Consider the following 18,124-nt stretch of genomic DNA (forward strand, 5'->3'; position numbering starts at 1 on the left):
AGGACCGACGACAGATCGCGGGGCTGGGACTCTCCCGTCCTCCTGAACAGGCAAGGAGAAGCACCGATGGCGAACGAAGACAAGCTCCGCGACTATCTGCGCCGGGCCACCACCGAACTGCAGGAGACCCGACTGCGGTTGCGCGAGACAGAGGACAAGTGGCACGAACCGCTCGCCATCGTCGGCATGCACTGCCGCTACCCGGGCGGGGTGGCCTCGCCGGACGACCTGTGGGACCTGGTCGACGCGGGCACCGACGCGATCACCGGACTGCCCCCGGGCCGGGGCTGGGAGGTGGACGAGGCCGCGAACGGGACGTCGTACCGGGGCGGTTTCCTGACCGACGCGGCCGACTTCGACGCCGACTTCTTCGGCATCTCGCCGCGCGAGGCGCTGGCCATGGATCCGCAGCAGCGGGTGCTCCTGGAGGCGTCCTGGACGGTCTTCGAGCACGCCGGGATCGATCCGACCACGCTGCGCGGCAGCCGTACCGGGGTGTTCGTCGGGGTGATCGCCAGTGACTACCTGTCGCGCCTGGCCCGGGTGCCCAAGGAGGTCGAGGGCCATCTGCTGACCGGCAGCCTGGTCAGCGTGGCGTCCGGTCGTCTCGCCTACCACTTCGGGCTGGAGGGCGCGGCGGTCACCGTGGACACCGCCTGCTCGTCCTCGCTGGTGGCGGTACACCTGGCCGGCCAGGCGCTGCGCGCGGGCGAGTGCGACCTGGCCCTGGTCGGCGGGGCCACCGTCCTGGCCACCCCAGGCGCGTTCGACGAGTTCTCCCGGCAGCAGGGCCTGGCCGGCGACGGTCGTTGCAAGTCCTTCGCGGCCGGTGCAGACGGCACCGGCTGGAGCGAGGGTGTGGGCCTGCTGCTGATGGAGCGGTTGTCCGACGCGCGCCGCAACGGACACCGGGTGCTCGCTGTGGTGCGCGGCTCGGCGGTCAACCAGGACGGCGCCTCGAACGGACTGACCGCGCCGAACGACCTGGCCCAGGAGCGGGTGATCCGGCAGGCGCTGGCCAATGCCCGACTGGCCGCGAGCGACGTGGACGCGGTGGAGGCACACGGCACCGGCACCCGACTCGGCGACCCGATCGAGGCCCAGGCGCTGCTGGCGACCTACGGGCAGGACCGGCCGGCCGCACGGCCGTTGCGGCTGGGCTCGATCAAGTCGAACATCGGCCACGCCCAGGCGGCGGCCGGGGTGGCGGGCGTGATCAAGATGGTGCAGGCGCTGCGGCACGGTGTGCTGCCGCGCACGTTGCACGTGGACGAGCCGACGCCGCACGTGGACTGGTCCGCCGGGCGGGTGGCGCTGCTCACCGAGCCGATGGCGTGGCCGGCGGGTGAACGGGTGCGCCGCGCGGGGGTGTCCTCGTTCGGGGTGAGCGGGACCAACGCGCACGTGATCGTGGAGGAGGCGCCGCCGGTCGAGGAACCGGTCGGGGCGGCCGATCCGGTGCGGCCCCTCGGCGTAGTGACGCCATGGGTGGTGTCGGCGCGCACCGAGGACGGCCTGCGGGCCCAGGTGGAGCGGTTGCGGGAGTGGGCGATCGATCATCCGGAGGCCGATCCGGCCGACGTGGGCCGGTCGTTGGCCTCGGGGCGGGCACTGTCCGGCCACCGGGCCGTGGTACTCGGCCGGGACGCGGCGGAGTTGGTCGAGGGGTTGTCCGTCGTGGTGGACGGCGAGCCCGAGGCGATCGTTGGCGAGGCCCGGCGCGGATCGGGCCGTACCGCCGTGTTGTTCACCGGGCAGGGGGTGCGCTCGCGCGGGATGGCGCGCGAACTGCACGCGGCGTTCCCGGTGTTCGCGGCGGCGCTGGACGAGGTGTGTGCCGCGTTCGACGCGGTGTTGCCGTTCTCGGTACGGGACGTGCTGCTGGCGGAGGGCGAGGGCGGCGGCGCGGACGGTGACGGCGGCGAGGACACCGGTGTGGCGCAACCGGCGTTGTTCGCCTACGAGGTGGCGCTGTACCGGTTGTGGACCTCGTGGGCGGCGGCGCCCGACGCGGTGGCCGGGCACTCGCTCGGCGAGGTGGTCGCGGCCTATGTGGCAGGGGTGTTCTCGCTCGCCGACGCCACCACGTTCGTCGCGGCCCGCGCCACGCTGATGAGCGCGCTGCCGCCCGGTGGCGCGATGGTCGCGGTGGGCACGTCGGAGAGCGCGGCGGCCCGGTTGCTCGCCGACCATCCGGGGGTGGCCATCGCGGCGGTGAACGGGCCGACCGGCGTGGTGCTTTCCGGCGAGGCGGCGGCCGTGGCGGAGGTTGCCCGGGTGTGTGCCGAGCGCAGGCTGCGCATCTCCCGGCTGCGGGTGTCGCATGCGTTCCACTCGGCGCTGATGGAACCGATGCTGGACGAACTGGCCGAGGTCGTCTCGGGATTGACGCTGCGTCCGGCGCGCATGGCGATCGGGTCGAACGTGACCGGCCGGATCGGGTCGGCGGAGCAGCTGTGCGATCCGCGCTATTGGGTGGACCACGTGCGGCGCGCGGTGCGCTTCGGCGATGTGCTGGACGCGCTGCGCGCCGACGGGGTGCGTACGTTCGTCGAGATCGGGCCGGACGCCGCGTTGACCCCGATGGTTGCCGATGTCACGGCCGACGCCGACGATGTGGTGGCGGTCGCCACCCGGCGGCGTGACCGCGACCCGGTGACGGGTGTGGTCGAGGCGCTGGCCCGGGTGTTCGTGCGCGGCGCGGTGGTGGACTGGGCGGCGTTGGTGCCCGGACGGTGGGTCGAGCTGCCCACGTACGCCTTCACCCGGCGGCGCTTTTGGCTGGACGCCGGTACCGGCGCGGGCGACCCGACCGGCCTGGGGCAGGGGACGGTGGATCACCCGCTGCTCGGTGCGGTGGTCGGCCTGGCCGATGGACACGGTTCGTTGTTCACCGGGCGGTTGTCCCTGGACACCCATCCGTGGCTGGCCGATCACGTCGTCCTGGACACCGTCCTGCTGCCCGGGACCGCGTTCCTGGAACTGGCCCTGCACACCGGGCGCCGGGTGGGCTGCGATCGGGTCGAGGAACTGTCCCTGGAGACCCCGCTCGCGTTCGGCGAGCGCGGTGGTTGCCAGGTGCAGGTATGGATCGAGGCGGCCGGCCCCGACGAGCGGCGGCGGGCGATCACCATCCACTCCCGGCCGGACGACGGAGACGGCGACGAGGGGTGGATCCGCAACGCGGTGGGCACGGTCGCGCCGGTCGAGGACGAGGCGCCCGCCGACGCCGTCGCCGACCCGACCCCCTGGCCGCCGACGGGCGCGACACCCGTGCCGATCGACGACTTCTACCCCTGGCTGGCCGACAACGGCGTGGCCTACGGACCGTGCTTCCGGGCGGTGCGCGCGGTCTGGCGTCGCGGGGAGGAGATCTTCGGCGAGATTGCGCTACCCGAGCAGGTCGGGTACGAGGCCGACCGGTTCGGCGTGCACCCCGCGCTGATGGACGCCACCCAACACCTTCTCGGGGTGGCCGCGTTCGCGGACCCGGCGGAGAGCGAGGGCGGCGGTTTGGCGCTGCCGTTCTCGTGGCGTGAGGTACGGCTGCACACTCCCGGCGCGGCCTCGGTACGGGCGCGGGTGGTGCGGACCGGGCCGGAGTCGGTGACGCTGAGCCTGGCCGACGAGGACGGCCGACCCGTCGCCGAGGTCGAGTCGTTGGCCGTGCGGCCGATCTCGGCCGAACAACTGCGCACCTCCACGGCGGGTCGCCGCGACCCGCTGTACACGCTGCGCTGGACGCCACTGCCCCGGCCGTCGGCCGCGCCGGGCATCGGATCCCCGGCGATCATCGCCGATTCGGGCTCGGGGGACCCGTTCGCGGGCCGGCTCGGCGGCACCGTACATCCCGATCTGACCGCGCTCGCCGACGCGGTGGACGCCGGGCTGCCCACGCCCGAGGTCGTCGTCCTCGCGTGGCCCACGATCCCGGCCGGACCGCTCGGCGACGTGCCGGACCCGGACGACGTACACGCCGCCGTACACCGGGCGTTGGCCACCGTGCAGACCTGGCTCGGGGACGAACGCTTCACCGGCGCCCGCCTCGTCGTGGTCACCCGGGGTGCGGTCGCCGTCGCGGACGAGGAGGTGCGGGATCCGGCCGCCGCCGCCGTCGGCGGCCTGGTGCGGTCGGCCCAGTCCGAGCACCCGGACCGGCTCGTCCTCGTCGACCTGGACGAAGACGCGGCCTCGCCCGGGGCGCTGCCGGCCGCGATCGGCGCGGGCGAGCCGCAACTCGCGGTACGGGCCGGGGTGGCGTACCTGCCCAGGCTCACCCGGACACCCGCAATCGAGCCGAGCACGCCACTGTTCGCGCCCGACGGTACGACCATGGTCACCGGCGGCACCGGTGCGCTCGGCGCCCTGGTCGCCCGGCACCTGGTGGTCGCGCACGGGGTGCGCCGGCTGCTCCTGGTCAGCCGGCGCGGGATCGCCGCACCGGGCGCAGGGTCGCTCGCCGCCGAACTCACCGGCCTGGGCGCGACGGTCGACGTGGTGGCCTGCGACGTGTCGGACCGGGCCGACCTGGCCAAGAAGCTGGCCGCGATCCCGTCCGCACACCCACTGTCCGCCGTGGTGCACGTCGCGGGCGTGGTCGACGACGGGGTGATCGGCGCACTGACGCCCGAGCGGGTCGACCGGGTGTTGCGGCCCAAGGTCGACGCGGCGCTGCACCTGCACGAGTTGACCCGGGACGCGGACCTGACCGCGTTCGTGCTGTTCTCCTCGGTGGCCGGGGTGATCGGCAGCCTCGGACAGGCGAACTACGCGGCCGGCAACGCCTTCCTGGACGCCTTCGCACAGCGGCGACGTGCCCTCGGGCTGCCCGCGGTGTCCATGGCCTGGGGATTGTGGGCCGAGGAAAGCGGGCTGATGCGTGAGGAGTTCGCCGAGACCGACCGGCAACGCATCAACCGCAGCGGTGTATTGCCGCTGTCCGACGAACAGGGCCTGGCACTGTTCGACGCGGCGCTCGCGCACGGCGAGCCGATCCTGGCCCCGGTCCGCCTGGACCTGAGCGCGCTGCGCCGCCTGGAGGACGAACTTCCCGCCATCCTGCGCGGATTGGTGCCCACTTCGCGCCGCGACGGCGCCCGCCCCGGCGCGGCGGACACCCGCCGACTGGCCCAGCGGCTCGCCGGCCGCTCCGAGCCGGAGCAGCTGCGCCTGCTCACCGAACTGACCCGCGCCCAGGCCGCCGTGGTGCTCGGGCACGCGGGCGCCGACGCGGTCGCCGCCGACCGCGCGTTCACCGAACTGGGCTTCGACTCGCTCACCGCGCTGGAGATGCGCAACCGGCTCAACACGGTCACCGGCCTGCGGCTGCCCGCCACGGTGCTGTTCGACTATCCCAACGCCGCCGCGCTGGCCCGCTTCCTGCGCGCCGAGACGCTGCGCGTACCGCAGTACACCCAGGCGGCGGCGAACACTGCCGCCAAGGCCCGGACTTCGGACGAACCGATCGCCATCGTGGCGATGAGCTGTCGCTACCCGGGCGGCATCGACACCCCCGAGGAGTTGTGGCGCTGCGTCGCCGGCGGAGTGGACCTGACCTCGCCGTTCCCGACCGACCGCGGCTGGGACCTGGGCGCGCTGTACGACCCGGACCCGGACCGCTCCGGGCGCTGCTACACCCGCGAGGGCTCGTTCATGCGCGACATCGACCGCTTCGACGCCGAACTGTTCGGGATCTCCCCGCGCGAGGCGCTGGCCATGGACCCGCAACAGCGGCTGCTCCTGGAGACCTCCTGGGAGGCGTTCGAACGCGCGGGCATCGACCCGTCCTCGCTGCGCGGGAGCAATACGGCGGTCTTCGCGGGCCTGATGTACGCGGACTACGCCGCGGGTCGAGTGGGCGACGTGGGCGACGAGTTGGAAGCGTACATCGGCAACGGCAACTCGTTCGGCGTCGCCTCCGGTCGGGTCGCCTACACGCTGGGACTGGAGGGCCCGGCGGTGACCGTGGACTCGGCCTGCTCGTCCTCGCTGGTCGCGCTGCACTGGGCGGCGCACGCGCTGCGCAGCGGGGAATGTGATCTCGCGCTGGCGGGCGGGGCGACGGTGATGTCCACGCCCAGTGTCTTCGTGGAGTTCGCCCGGCAGCGCGGCCTGGCACCCGACGGCCGGTGCAAGTCGTTCGCCGCGGCGGCCGACGGCACGGCGTGGGGCGAGGGCATCGGCATGTTGCTGGTGGAGCGGCTGGCCGATGCGCGCCGCAACGGACATCCGGTCCTCGCGGTGCTGCGGGGTTCGGCGATCAACCAGGACGGCGCCTCCAACGGCCTCACCGCGCCCAACGGCCCGTCGCAACAGCGGGTGATCCGGCAGGCGCTGGCGAACGCCGGGCTGGCCACGGCCGATGTGGACGCGGTCGAGGCGCACGGCACCGGGACGGTACTCGGCGACCCGATCGAGGCCCAGGCGCTGCTGGCCACCTACGGTCGGGACCGGCCGGCGGAACGGCCGCTGTGGTTGGGATCGATCAAGTCGAACTTCGGCCACACCCAGGCGGCGGCCGGGGTGGCCGGGGTGATCAAGATGGTGATGGCGATGCGGCACGGGATGTTGCCGCCGACGCTGCACGTGGACGAACCCTCGCCGCATGTGAACTGGTCGACCGGGCGGGTCGAACTGCTCGCCGAGGGGCGACCGTGGCCCGAGGTGGGGCGGGCCCGTCGGGTGGCGGTGTCCTCGTTCGGGATCAGCGGGACCAACGCGCACGTCATCCTCGAACAGGCCGACGAGGAGCCGGAACCGGCCGCCCGAACCACGTCCGGTACCGGCATCGGCGGGGTGCTGCCGTGGGTGCTCTCGGCCCGGACCGAGGCGGGCGTGCGGGCCCAGGCGGCCCGGCTGAGGGACTGGGCCGAGGCCCGGCCCGAGGTCGATCCGGCCGACGTGGGCTGGTCGTTGGCGTCGGGACGGTCCGTATTCGAGCGGCGCGCGGTGGTGTGGGGCCGGGACGGCGCGGAGTTGACGGCGGGCCTGGACGCGCTGGCGGCCGGGCGGGATGCGGGAGCACGTGCCGTGCTTGCCGGCGGCACCGGCGTGTCGGGCGAGGCGGCCGTCGGGCCGGTGTTCGTGTTTCCCGGTCAGGGCTCGCAGTGGGTCGGGATGGCAGCGGAACTGCTGACCTGCTGCCCGGTGTTCGCCGAGTCGGTGGCGGAGTGCGCGGCGGCGATGGATCCGCTGCTGGCCGACTGGGCACTGCTCGACGTGCTCCGGGACGCGTCCGCCGCGCTGTTGGAGCGGGTGGATGTGATCCAGCCCGTGCTGTTCGCCGTGATGGTCGGCCTGGCCCGGTGGTGGGAGTCGTGCGGGGTGCGACCGAGCGCGGTGATCGGGCACTCCCAGGGGGAGATCGCCGCCGCGCATGTGGCGGGCTTCCTGTCCCTGGAGGACGCGGTCCGGATCGTGGTGCTGCGCAGCCGGGCACTGCGGGGGCTGGCGGCCGACGGTGACGGGATGTTGTCGGTGGGCGTGTCCGCCGAGCGTGGCCGCGAACTCGTGGCACGCGTGCAGGGATTGTCCCTGGCGGCGGTCAACGGGCCCGACAGCGTGGTGCTTTCCGGGCCGGTCGAGGGCCTTACGCCGATCGCCGCCGCGTGCGAGCGCGACGGGGTTCGGGCGCGATGGATCCCGGTGGACTACGCCTCGCACTCGGCGCGGATGGACGACGTACGCGAGGTGCTGGCCGAGTCGCTGGCCGGGGTCGAGCCGGGGATCGGGCGGGTGCCGATGTACTCGACCGTGAGCGGGCTGAAGGTCACCGATGCGGCGGATCTGGGCGGGGAGTACTGGTTCGAGAACTTGCGTCGCACCGTGCAGTTGGCCACGGCGGTCGGGGCGGCGGCGGCCGACGGGCACAGCGTGTTCGTCGAATGCAGCCCGCACCCCGGTCTGGTGGTGCCGCTCGGCGACACCCTCGACGCCCTCGGGAGCACGTCCGGCACGGTCCTGGAGACGCTGCGCCGGGGCGAGGGCGGCCCCGAACGCCTGGTCGCGGCACTGGCAGCGGCCTTCGTGAGCGGCCTGCCGGTCGACTGGGCCGGGCTGCTGCACCACGACGGGGTCCGGCGAGTACAGCTGCCGACATACGCCTTCCAGGGCCGCCGCTTCTGGCTCGAACCGGACATGGGCACGGCGCTGCCCGGCCGGACGACACCGACGCCGGTGGTGGGCGACACCGAGGACAGCAGGTTGTGGGAGGCGCTGGAGGCGGCGGGCGCCGAGGACTTGGCCGCCGAACTGGAGGTGGCGGCGGACGCGCCGCTGAGCGACGTGTTGCCGGCGCTGACGTCCTGGCGGGCGCGGCGGCGGGCGGACGCGACGGTGCGGTCCTGGCGGTACGGAGTGCGGTGGGAGCCGTGGGCGGCGCCGGCCGCCTCCGCCGACAGGATGGGGCGTCTGCTGCTCGTCGCTCCGGACGGGGAGATCGGGGACGTGCTCGCGGGCGCGCTGGCCGAGTGTGGTGCCGAGGTGGTGGTGCTGTCCGCGGAGGGGGAGCGGACCGCGTTGGCGCGGCGGCTCGCGGCGATCGGCGAGGAGGGTATGCCGGCCGGGGTGGTGTCGTTGTCGGCGGTGGGTTGCGCCGCCGACGCGGATCCCGTGTCCGCGCTCGCGCCGGTGCTCACGCTGGTGCAGGCGCTGGGCGACGCCGGGATCGAGGCGCCGTTGTGGGTGCTGACGCGCGGCGCGGTGTCGGTGCTGGGCGAGGAGCCGACCGGCCCGGCGGGTGCGGCCGTGCAGGGGCTCGGGCGGGTGGTCGGGCTGGAACATCCCGGGCGGTGGGGTGGGCTGATCGATCTGCCGCAGGTGGTGGACGGCCGGGTGGCGGAGACGCTGGCCCGGATCCTGGCAGCCGGCGCGGGCGGCACCGGCTCGGGTGAGGACGAGATCGCGATCCGGCCGCTGGGAGTGTTCGTCCGGCGGTTGGCGCGGATGGCCGGGCCGGAGGGCAGCGGGACGAGCCGGTGGCGCCCCGGTGGTACGGCGTTGGTCACCGGCGGTACCGGTGCGCTGGGCGGGCGGGTCGCGCGGTGGCTGGTCCGGGAGGGCGTCGAGCGGGTGGTGTTGGCCGGGCGGCGTGGGCCCGACGCGCCGGGCGCGGACCGACTGCGCGAGGAACTGGCGGCGGCCGGGGCCGAGGTGGCGGTGCTCGCCTGTGACCTGGGCGATCGCGACGCGGTGGCTGCGCTGTTGGCGGAGGTACGGGCCGGCGGCCGGCGGATCGACACCGTCGTACACGCGGCCGGCGCGGTGGTGGTCGGCCCGCTGGCGGACAGCACCGTCGCGGATCTCGCCGACGCCTCGGCGGCCAAGGTCGGCGGCGCGCTGCTCTTGGACGAGTTGTTGCGGGCCGACGAGCCCGACACCGTGGTGCTGTTCTCCTCCGCCGCCGGGGTGTGGGGCGGCGCGGGGCAGGGGGCGTACGCGGCGGCCAATGCCTGCCTCGACACGATCGCCGAGCGGCGCCGGGCGCGCGGGCTGCATACCGTCTCGATCGCTTGGGGGCAGTGGGCCGGTGGCGGGATGGCCGACGGCGCGGCCGGCGCGCACCTCGACCGGATCGGGGTCCCGGCGATGGACCCGGATCGGGCCCTGGAGGCACTGCGGCAGGCCCTGGACGAGGACCTGACCTGCGTCACCGTGGCCGACGTGGACTGGCCGAGGTTTGCCGCCGGGTACACGGCGGCCCGGCCGCGACCGCTGATCGCGGACCTGGTGGCGGCGGAGGTCGCGGCGGCGCCGGTCACCGAAGCGCGCGGGGCGGGCGAGCCGGACGGTCCGAGTGTGTGGCGGGCCCGACTGGCCGAACTGGGCGCGGCGGATCGGGAGGCGGAACTGCTCGCGCTGGTCCGCACCGAGGTCGCCGCGCAGTTGGGCCACGCCGACCCGGCCGCGATCGAACCCGAACGGCCGTTCCGCGACCTCGGGTTCGACTCGCTCGCGGCGGTGGGCCTGCGCAACCGACTGACCGAGACCATCGGTCTGCGGCTGCCCAGCACGCTGGTCTTCGACCACCCGACGGCCGTCGCACTGGCCGCGCACATCGACGGCGAACTCTTCGCCGAGACCGTCGGGACGGTCTCCGTCTTCGCCGAACTGGACCGCCTGGAAGCGGCGCTCGGCGAACTGGGCGGCGACTTCGCCGAACGGGGCAGAGTCGGTGCCCGGTTGGCCGAACTCGCCGGGAAATGGCGGGAGATCGAGGCCGCGAGCCAAAAGGCCGAGCCCGAGGGAGCCGACTTCGCGGCAGCGGAGGACGAGGAGATGTTCGACATGCTCGGAAAGGAGTTCGGCATCTCCTGAGCGGGGCCGGCGACGACCGCCGGTCACGGGTCCCGACGGCACACGGCTCGATCAGGTTCGACCAGGCAGAGGACGGACGTACGGACATGTCGAACGAAGAACGGCTGCGGCACTTCCTCCGGGAGACCGCCACGGATCTGCGCCGCACCAAGCAGCGGCTGCACGAGGTGGAGTCGGCCGCCCGCGAGCCGGTGGCGATCGTGGCGATCGGGTGCCGACTGCCGGGCGGCGTGCGCTCCGCCGAGGACCTGTGGGAGCTGGTGCGGACCGGGACGGACGCGATCGCCGGCTTCCCGTCCGACCGGGGCTGGGATCCGGCGAACGTCTACGCGGACCTGCCAGGCGGCGAGGGCGTCTCGGGCGGTTCGGCCGGCTCCGGCGGGTCGACCACCCGGCAGGGCGGATTCGTCTACGACGCGGCTGCGTTCGACGCCGAGTTCTTCGGCGTCTCGCCGCACGAGGCGTTGGCGATGGACCCGCAACAGCGGCTGCTCCTGGAGACCGCGTGGGAGACCTTCGAGCGGGCCGGCATCGATCCGCTGTCGATCCGGCGCAGCCGGACCGGCGTGTTCGTCGGCGCCGGTGCGCTCGGCTACGGCGGCGGGATGCGGGCGGACAACGCCGAGATCCAGGCCCATCGGGTCACCGGCGGCTCGATGTCCGTGGTGTCGGGGCGGATCGCCTACACGCTCGGTCTGGAGGGCCCGGCGGTCACCCTCGACACGGCGTGTTCGTCGTCGCTGGTGGCGCTGCACCTGGCGGCCAACGCGCTGCGTTCGGGGGAGTGCGACCTGGCCCTGGCCGGGGGCGTCACGGTGATGGCCCGGCCGACCGCCTTCGTGGAGTTCTCCCGGCAGGGCGGATTGGCCTCGGACGGCCGCTGCCGGTCGTTCGCGGCGGCGGCGGACGGCACCGGGTGGGGTGAGGGTGTCGGGCTGCTGCTGGTGGAGCGGTTGTCGGATGCGCGGCGCAACGGCCATCCCGTACTGGCGGTGCTGCGCGGCTCGGCGGTGAACCAGGACGGCGCGTCGAACGGGTTGACCGCGCCGAACGGGCCGTCGCAACAGCGGGTGATTCGACAGGCGTTGGCGGCGGCGGGCTTGTCGGCCGCCGATGTGGACGCGGTGGAGGCGCATGGGACCGGGACGGTGCTCGGCGACCCGATCGAGGCGCACGCGCTGTTGGCCACCTACGGGCGGGATCGGCCCGCGGATCGGCCGTTGTGGCTGGGGTCGGTCAAGTCCAACATCGGGCACACCCAGTCCGCGGCCGGGGTCGCCGGGGTGATCAAGATGGTGATGGCCCTGCGGCACGGGCTGCTGCCGCGCACCCTGCATGTGGACCGGCCGTCGCCGCACGTGGACTGGGCCTCGGGACGGGTCGAGCTGCTGACCGACGAGGTGCCGTGGCCCGCGGGCGGTCGGGTGCGTCGGGCGGGTGTGTCGTCGTTCGGGATCAGCGGGACGAACGCGCATGTGGTCCTGGAGGAGGCGCCGGCCGTCGAGGGGGCTTCGGGGGAGGGGGCCGAACCCGCGCCGGGTGTCGGTGGGTTGATTCCGTGGGTGGTGTCGGCGCGCTCCCCGGGGGCGTTGCGCGCGCAGGCGGCGCGGTTGCGGGAGCCGGCGGTCGCGGATCCGGCGGATGTCGGTCGGTCCTTGGTGACGGGGCGGGCGTTGCTCGACCATCGGGCGGTGGTGCTGGGTCGGGACGCCGCCGAGTTGGGCCGTGGACTGGCCGCGTTGGCGGCCGGGTCTCCGGGTGCGGTCGAGCCGTCGGAGGGGGGAACTCCGGTCGTGGTGACCGGGAATGTGCCGCGAGCGGGTGGTGCGGGTGGTCGGGTCGCCGGGCGGGGTGCGGTGGTGTTCACCGGGCAGGGGGGCCGGTTGCCCGGGATCGGGCGGGAACTGTACGCGGCGTTCCCGGTGTTCGCCCGAGCGCTGGACGAGGTGGGTGCGGCGTTCGACGCGGTGGTGCCGTTCTCGGTCCGGGACGTGTTGCTCGGCGTGGAGGGCACGGTCGGCGTCGATGCCGAGAACACCGGCGTGGCTCAGCCGGTGTTGTTCGCGTTCGAGGTGGCGCTGTACCGGCTGTGGAGTTCGCTGGGGTCGGTCCCGGATTTCGTGGTCGGACACTCGCTGGGTGGGATCGTCGCGGCGCATGTGGCGGGGGTGTTCTCGCTCGCGGACGCGGTGGCGTTCGTCGCGGCGCGGGCCCGGTTGATGAGCGCGTTGCCGGGCGGGGGCGCGATGCTCGCGGTGGGGGCGAGCGAGGCGCAGGTCACCGCGCTGTCGGATGGGCTGCCGGTGTCGATCGCGGCGGTCAACGGACCGGCGAGTGTGGTGGTTTCGGGCGCGGTGGCGGCGGTGGACGAGGTGGCGGCGCGGTGTGCGGCGCGCAGTTGGCGCAGTTCGCGGTTGCGGGTCTCGCACGCCTTCCATTCGGTGCTGATGGAGCCGATGTTGGCCGAACTACGGGACGTGCTTGGCCGGTTGTCGTTCGGGGCGCCGGAGATCGGGTTGGTGTCGGATACCACCGGGCGGGTCGTTACGGCCGAGGAGGTGGGTGATCCCGAGTACTGGGTGCGGCATGTGCGCGACGCGGTGCGGTTCGCGGATGCGGTCGGCACGTTGCGTGAGCGGGGTGTGGCCACCTTCGTGGAACTGGGTCCGGACGCGGCGTTGACCGCGATGGTGGCCGAGTGCACGGCGGGTGTGGGCGAGGTGCTGGGGGTGCCGGCCCAGCGGCGTGGCCGACCGGCCGTGGCGACGCTGGCCGGCGCGCTGGCCACGGCGTTCGTGCGGGGGCTGCCGGTGGACTGGGTCGGGGCTCTCGGCGGCCCGGGCGGGCGGCGGGTGGAGCTGCCGACCTACGCGTTCCAGGGGCGGCGCTATTGGCTGGAGCCGGGGAAGGCTTCGGTGACGCCGGCCGGGCCGGATTCGGTGGACGGCCCGCTGTGGGACGCGGTCGAGTGGGCCGGGGCGGGCGAACTGGCGGCGATCCTGGCGGTGTCCGAGGACGCGACGCTGCGCGAGGTGGTGCCGGCGCTGTCGTCCTGGCGAGCCCGGCGACGGGTGGACGCGACGGCCGCGTCGTGGCGCTACGCGGTGCGGTGGGAGCCGTGGGCGGGTGGATCGTCCGACGCGGCCGCGTTGTCCGGGCGTTGGCTGCTCGTGCACCCGGTGACGAGCGAGCTGGCGGATGCGGTGGCCCGGGAGCTGACCGAGCGTGGCGCGGAGGTGGTGCGGGTCGGGGGCGAGGGCATCGGGTCGCACGTCGGTACCGAACCCGTCGCCGGGGTGGTGTCGTTGATCGGCTCCGGTTCGGGCTCCGGCTCCACTTCGGGCTCGGGCTCCGGGTCCGGCTCCGCTTCGGGCTCGGGCTCCGGGTCCGGCTCCACTTCGGGCTCGGGCTCCGGGTCCGGTTCCGCTTCGGGCTCGGGCTCCGGGTCCGGTTCGGGCTCCGGCTTCGGCTCTGGTTCGAGCTGCGGCTCCGGTTCGGTGCCGGGCTCGGGTTCGTGCGCGGGTGACGACTGCGCCGACCTCGTGGCCGCCGTGGTGGCGATGGGCGAACTGCTCGCGGAGCTGCGCCGATTCGAGGTCGCCGCCCCGCTCTGGTGTGTGACCCGGGCGGCGGTGTCGGTTCTGGGCGAGGACCTGGCCAATCCCGTGGGCGCCGGCCTGTGGGGCAGGGGCCTGGTGGCGAGCCTGGAGCAACCCGGCTGCTGGGGCGGCCTGGTCGACCTGCCGGCCGTCGCGGATACCCGCGCGCTGGGGGTGCTGGCCACGATCCTGGCCGGGACTTCGGACGAGGACCAGTTCGCCATCCGCCCGCTGGGCGTGTTCACCCGGCGGCTGACCCCGCTGCCGGCCGAGGGATCGGGCCGGGTGGTGCGTACCCGCGAAGCGGCGCTGATCACCGGCGGCACCGGCGTGTTGGGCGCGCACGCCGCCCGCTGGCTGGTCGCGCACGGCACCGAGCGGGTGATCCTGCTGGGCCGACGCGGCGCTCGGGCACCCGGATTCGATGCGCTGCGGGCCGACCTCGAGGCGGTCGGCGCCGAGGTGGTGGCGATCGCCTGCGACCTGACCGCGCCCGACGCGGCGGAGCGGCTGCGGGCCGCGTTGCCCGCGACGGGTGCGCCGATCCGTACCGTCGTGCACGCGGCGGGCGTGCCCGGATCGCCCACCGCGACCGGCGCCGATGCCGTCGCGGACACCGTCACCGCCAAGGTCGCCGGCGCGCTGGCCCTGGACACGCTTTTTGGGGCGGACCGGGCCCTGGACGCGTTCGTGCTCTACTCCTCCGGCGCGGGGGTGTGGGGCGGCGCCGGACAGGGCGCCTACGCGGCGGCCAACGCCTTCCTGGACGCGCTCGCCGTACGCCGTCGGCAACGCGGCCTGCCCGCCACGGCGATCGCGTGGGGGCCGTGGGCGGCCGGCGGGATGGCGGACGGCGAGGGGGAACGGCTGCTGGCCCGGGTCGGTGTACGGGCGATGGACCCGGCCGTGGCGCTGACCGCACTGGGCCGGGCCCTGGTCGAGGACCTCACCTGCGTGACGGTGGCCGACCTGGACCGGCCCCGATTCGCGGCGGGCTACACCTCCGCCCGTCCCCGGCCGCTGATCGCCGACCTGATCGACGCGGAGCCGCCGACCGCGACCGCCCCGCCGACCCGGCCCGGCGGGGTGTGGGACCCGGCGGTGACCCGCTCGCCGGCCCGGCTCGCGGCCGAACTGCTCGACCTGGTCCGCGCCGAGGTCGCCGCGCAACTCGGCCACGCGGGCGTCGAGGCGATCGAACCCGACCGGCCGTTCCGCGACCTCGGCTTCGACTCGCTGGCCGCCGTCGGACTGCGCAACCGGATCGCCGAGGCCACCGGGGTACACCTGGCCGGCACCCTGATCTACGACCACGAGACACCCGCGGCCCTGGCCGCACACCTGGCCGACGCCCTGCGCGAGGGTGTGCCCGAGACCCGCCCGGCGCCGACGGCACCCGGCGGCGCCGAGGACTCGAACGAAATGCTCGGCACGGTCTACCGCAAACTGGCCCTGCTCGGCCGGATGGACGACGCGGAATCGCTCCTGGTCGGCGCTGCCGGCCTGCGGCAGACCTTCGAGGACCCGAACCGGCTCCCGAAGACACCCGGCTTCACCCGGCTCGCGCGCGGACCGGCCCGGCCCCGGGTGATCTGCTTCCCGCCGTTCGCGCCGGTCGAGGGCGCCATCCAGTTCGGCCGGCTGGCGGGCACGTTCGAGGGCCGGCACGACACGGCGGTGGTGACCGTACCGGGCTTTCGGCCCGGCGAGCCGCTGGCCGCCTCGCTGGACGTGCTGCTCGACCTGCTGGCCGACGCGACGCTGCGGTGCGCCGGAGACGACCCGTTCGCCGTGCTCGGCTACTCCTCCAGCGGCTGGCTCGCCCAGGGGGTGGCCGGCCGCCTGGAGGCGACCGGCCGTACGCCCGCCGGGGTCGTACTGCTCGACACCTACCTGCCCGCCACGATGTCGCGGCGCATGCGCAAGGCGATGAACTACGAGGTGATCGTGCGCCGGCAGGCGTTCACCGCGCTCGACTACATCGGGCTGACCGCGATCGGCACCTACCGCCGGATGTTCCGGGGCTGGGAGCCCAAGCCCGGCTCCGCGCCGACGCTCGTGGTGCGGCCCTCGCGCTGCGTCCCGGGCTCGCCGGAGGAGCCGATGACCGGCGAGGACTGGCGTTCCACCTGGCCGTACGAGCACACCGCCGCCGAGGTGGAGGGCGACCACTGCACGATGATCGGCGAACACGCGGAGCAGACCGGTGCGGTGGTGCGCGCGTGGCTGGCCGGTGACAGGACGGTTTCGATCGACACGAGGGAAGGCACGGCATGACCGACCCGCGCTATCCGCGATACCCGCAACCCGGCTCCGTCGACCATCTCGACGCGGAGTTCCTGGTCCACCGGGCCGCGATCCAGGATCTCGTCGCCGCGTACAGCCTGCTCTACGACGCGGGCGACTACGACGGGCTCGGCGACCTGTTCACCGAGGACGCGACGTACGCGTTCACTCCCGCCCCCGAGGGATTTCCGCCCTCGGTGTCCGGCCGGGACAAGATCGTCGCGGCGATGGCCGCGCTGCGCGAGCACAACCTGCGCACCCGGGCCGCCCACCAGCGGCACTTCGTGACCAACACGGTGATCACCCGCCTCGACGGCGACACCGCCGAGGCGCGGTCGCTGATGGCGGTGGCGTTCGCCCATCCGGGGAACGGCCGCCAGGAGTTCACCCGCAGCGGGGTGTACGCCGACGTGCTGGCCCGACAGGGAAGCCGGTGGCGCATCGCCGACCGGCACCTGTGGTTGGCCGAGTTGCCGGCGCCGCGTCCCGGCGACACATCCGCTCCCGAGGAGAGTCGGCCATGATTCCCGTGCTCGAACTGGTCCAGATCTCCACACTCCCCGACGCCGAACGGGAACTGGAGCAACTGGCCCGGCGATACCCGATCATCCGCACCCGACAGGTCGGCGGCATCGAGGCGTGGACCGTGCTCGGCGCCGGGCTGACCCGGCAACTCCTCGGCGACCCAAGGCTGTCCAACGACCTGCACACGCACGCGCCGCACGCGGCCCAGTCCGCCGACGGTCCGACCGTGCTGTTCGAGCAGGACAATCCGGACCACGCCCGCTACCGCCGCCTGGTCAGCGCCGCGTTCGCGTCGCGGGCCGTGCGCAACCTCGAACCGCGGATCGTCGACATCGCGCGCGCACTGCTCGACCGGCTGCCGGCCGAAGGCGGCACGGTGGACATCGTCGAGGCGTTCGCCAACCCCTTCCCGCTGGAGGTGATCTGCGAACTGCTCGGGGTACCGATGGCGGACCGCGAGGTGTTCCGCACCCGGGTGGAGAACATGGACTCGCCCTCGACGGCGGTACGCCGGGCGGCGATGGACGCGTTCGTCGCCTACTGCGCCAACCTCGTCGACGCCAAGCGCACCGAGCCGACCGAGGACCTGCTGAGCGAGCTGGTACAGGCCGAACTCGACGACGGATCACGGCTGTCGGCCAATGAACTGATCGGCTTCGGCTCCGTGCTGCTGTTCGCGGGGCACGTCACCACGGCCTACCTGATCGCCGCCGCACTGTACGAACTCATCACCCACAACGACCAGTTGGCCGCACTCCGGGCCGATCCCACGCTCGTCGAGGGCACCGTCGAGGAGGCGCTGCGCTTTCGCGGCTCGTTGTTGTCCACCACGAACCGGGTGGCGCTGACCGACCTGGAGATCGGCGGCGTGCTCGTGCGCCGTGGTGACCTGGTGCGCTTCCTGCTCTCCGCCGCCAACCGCGACCCGGCGATCCGCGAGGACCCGCACACCTTCGACATCACCCGGTCCACCACCGCCCACCTGGGCTTCGGCCACGGCCCCCACTTCTGCCTCGGCCAACGCCTGGCCCGCCAGGAGATCAAGGTCGCCCTCACCGAGATCGTCACCCGCTTCCCGACCCTCGAACTGGCGGTCCCGGCGGAAAAGCTGCGCTGGCGCGCCTCGGACTTCCTGCGCGGCCTCGCCGAACTACCCCTGACGTACGCCCCGTGACCACCGACGAGGACAGGCGGCCCGGACCCGGGCCGCCCGGGCTCCGCGGCGGTCCGCGCCGGTGTCCGGCGAGTGTGACGCGCCGTCGAACAGTCGATGTCGGCTGCGCGGCGTCCGTCGCGGTTGCGTAGCATCTCCGGGGGTCGGCGGGCGACGCCGGGCCACGAACGGCAGGGGCGCGGCGGCATGCGGTCTTCGTCCGTGCGGACACATCTTCGGCCCGCCG

At 74.1% G+C, this 18,124-nt stretch carries 3 protein-coding genes and 1 pseudogene; all 4 read left to right on the forward strand.

Going from position 1 to position 18,124, the window contains the following annotated elements:
• The first annotated feature begins 66 nt into the window (after positions 1-66).
• The 4 genes and pseudogenes from ACFXKZ_RS19005 (at position 67) to ACFXKZ_RS19020 (ending at position 17,898) form a co-directional block, all read left to right on the forward strand.
• Positions 67-10,314: a type I polyketide synthase gene (locus ACFXKZ_RS19005; RefSeq protein ID WP_380001836.1), complete on the forward strand. Its 10,248-nt coding sequence runs from the start codon at positions 67-69 to the stop codon at positions 10,312-10,314.
• Positions 10,315-10,430: 116 nt separating this feature from the next.
• Positions 10,431-16,190 (forward strand): annotated as a pseudogene (locus tag ACFXKZ_RS19010) (SDR family NAD(P)-dependent oxidoreductase); the annotation flags it as partial.
• Positions 16,187-16,723 (forward strand): nuclear transport factor 2 family protein, encoded by a 537-nt coding sequence (locus ACFXKZ_RS19015; RefSeq protein ID WP_380001838.1) that lies wholly within the window; start codon positions 16,187-16,189, stop codon positions 16,721-16,723. The pseudogene ACFXKZ_RS19010 and the gene ACFXKZ_RS19015, both read left to right, overlap by 4 nt.
• Positions 16,720-17,898, forward strand: coding sequence for a cytochrome P450 (locus ACFXKZ_RS19020; protein ID WP_380001839.1), 1,179 nt, complete (start codon positions 16,720-16,722; stop codon positions 17,896-17,898). Before ACFXKZ_RS19015 ends, ACFXKZ_RS19020 begins: the two co-directional genes overlap by 4 nt.
• Positions 17,899-18,124 lie beyond the last annotated feature (226 nt).

It is taken from the genome of Embleya sp. NPDC059237 (assembly GCF_042754105.1).
Lineage (GTDB): Bacteria > Actinomycetota > Actinomycetes > Streptomycetales > Streptomycetaceae > Embleya.